The sequence below is a fragment of the Brevundimonas sp. genome (assembly GCF_031082345.1).
GTDB lineage: Bacteria > Pseudomonadota > Alphaproteobacteria > Caulobacterales > Caulobacteraceae > Brevundimonas.
Map to the genome: position 1 here is coordinate 1 of NZ_JAVHLH010000123.1, position 2541 is coordinate 2541.

The 2541-nt window shown below is 57.8% G+C and carries 2 protein-coding genes; both read right to left on the reverse strand.

Annotated elements, in window-relative coordinates:
- Positions 1-993: AAA family ATPase (locus tag RDU12_RS09215; RefSeq protein ID WP_308684488.1), on the reverse strand; the 993-nt coding region annotated here is incomplete at its 3' end.
- A gap of 422 nt (positions 994-1415) precedes the next feature.
- A partial coding sequence (locus RDU12_RS09220; RefSeq protein ID WP_374990204.1) for a hypothetical protein occupies positions 1416-2541 on the reverse strand: 1126 nt, incomplete at its 5' end.

Consider the following 2541-nt stretch of genomic DNA (forward strand, 5'->3'; position numbering starts at 1 on the left):
ATACGGGGCCAGATTGTTCTCAGGTTCTTCTACCGCGATCAACGTCAGAGCCGGCAGCGGGACGCCATCGGCTTGGAACCCCAGTGTGGCCGGGTCAGCTGCAATGCGACTTTCGACGTCCAGCGTCGCAGCAGTCATCGCGAGGTGGAAAAGCGAGCGTTGACCGTCGCTCAGATCGTCGAGCGCTCGTTCCCTGCCCGCCTCATCAGGACAGAACATAACTTCGACTTTTCGGATGAACTCTTGAAACCGAAGATCAACGGGACGGAACACCGGGGTAGTGTCAGTCCCAGCGGTATGAACCTCCTGCCAACGTCGCTTCACTGCATCTGCAACAAGTTCGACCGCAGCTTCCCCGCCAAACGCCTCGTTCAGTGACCCACCCGCGGCTGTAAATGCCTCACGGACACCGTCCGACCAGTTGATGGCTCGCCAAAGTCGACCGCGCAAAAATGCCGTTACCTGAGAGGCACCATCCCGCGTAGCCGGGACGTACACCATTTGGATTCTGGCCCGATCAATCGCCTTCAGTTCAACGCATTCGGCCTCCTCGAAAGCGCCGAATGTCCGGACGGCAAAAAGCTTCTGTTCGATTGCGCCGTCCAGAGATCCGTCATCCGTCCACGTCGCCTGGAGCCTGAATCGGCATTTCAACTGGCCGTCTTCGTCTGCCACCATTTGATGGAAGAATTCAGGGATCGCTGCCCCTTCAGCCCCGTCTCCATCCAACTCAGGAAAGGCGATAATCGCCTCAATCGAGAAATCACGCTGAGTGACGGGTTCCGGCTCAAGGACGGGTATATGAAAATCTTGGCGGCGGACGCGTCGCTGGTCTCCCGTTATACCGAACATGCGCTGCAAGGCCTGCATCACCGCCGTCTTGCCAGCACCGTTGGTGCCAACGAAGGTCGTTAGGCTCGCGTCGAGCGGCAGAGGCGTTGGTTCGGGCCCGAAGCACCGAAAGTTGGTGAGGATGATCCGTTCGATGAACATGGAGAGTCTCTAAGACCGCAGACTGGTGTCTGCTTTGGTCACAACCCTATGTTATCCGATGCAGAGTGCGTTGTCCCGCGGGGTATCGGGACATGCCAAACCTAAGACGCTACCGCCGCTCAGAGAGCGTTTAATCTGCTGAACATTCGCCCCGAAGCGCCTCTCGCGCGCGCAATCCGCCCCCTTGACGCCGTAGCTGGCGGACTGGGATGAGGATCGAACCGGGGTACTTTGCGCACTCGTCGAGGCCATGGATCAGATGCCAAAGCGTGACGAGTTCGTGCGTCTTCTACGGAGCGTGTGTGCGCACTTCGAGGACGACGTAACAGACGTAAACAATGTCCCCGAAGTCCCTGACGTCCCCGGTTCACACTGCCGGGTGGTGGTTCAGGGTGCACGTCCCAGCAACCGGCAACGCGTGGCTAACCCTGACCCCACTGCAACACCACGTTCTGACGGGACCGCCCCACGCAAACGCCGTCACGGATAGCGAAGCACTCCACATAATGGGTTCCGTTGTACTTCGTGTTTTCGGGGTCCTGATGTGTCCTATGGTCCGTTATCTCGCCCCGGGGTTCCGGACTGGCGTCGTCATTCTTGACCTTCCATTTGTATACGTCTGCAGGAGGAGCGTCGGCACCGAGACGGAACTCGATCTTTCGGTCAGTACCGATGCGGCCAAGGCGATCCAAGATCATCCGTCGGAAGCTGCCTGCGCGCTCCAGTGCGGTGGCGGTTATCGAAAACTCGCTTTCCGTAAGCATCGGAATACCGGAGTCGAAGAGATAGGCCTCTGTCTGACTCGCGCGGTGGCGCTCCCCTGCTAAGAGGAGGTCCGCCATCGCTGCATCCGAATTGTTCAGTTCCTCAAGCTTGATGAGGAAGGCATCCCGAGAGCGGATGATTTTTGTCCGGTCCGCATGGCTTAGGTCCGCAACATACGCATCGATATTTCGCTCGGGGTCTGCCCTATCGGGGATTTGCGGATAGCGAACCAAGTCCGGGAGCGCGCGAAAGAATTCAAAGACAGAACCGAAAATATCGACGTCTGGATGCGCTGCGAACGAACGGGTTATGGCCTGTTCCAAGTGGAAGGACTTCAATGCGAAATCAGGGTCCGCCCTCTTGCAGGCTGATCGCCAACCTTTTGCGATTTTGACCGCTTTTCGAAAATCCTCGTTTGCTTGGTTTATGGCTGAGGCAACGGCGATGTATCCCCGGGGATCGGACTTGATCCAGGTCATCGCTTTCTCGCCTCGCGATACCTGTTCGACGACCTGTTGTCGCTCGCGGTGAGGACGGACGGCAATCTCGGGAACGACGTACATGTCGGTCCCAAACTCGTTCACTTCGGAGGAGTAAGCCGGCACTATATCAACGCCAAACTTTTCTTCTTCGTTCTCCAGGAAGCGAAGCGTCACAGAGTGGGTTTGGCGCGCGATCCGAAGTTCGAAATCCGTTGGATTTACGTACTCGGCGCGGAGCCTCGCTTCGAGGTGGCGTAGAGCTTCTGAAGGATCATGAGCGATCGGATCCCACGCACCCAAG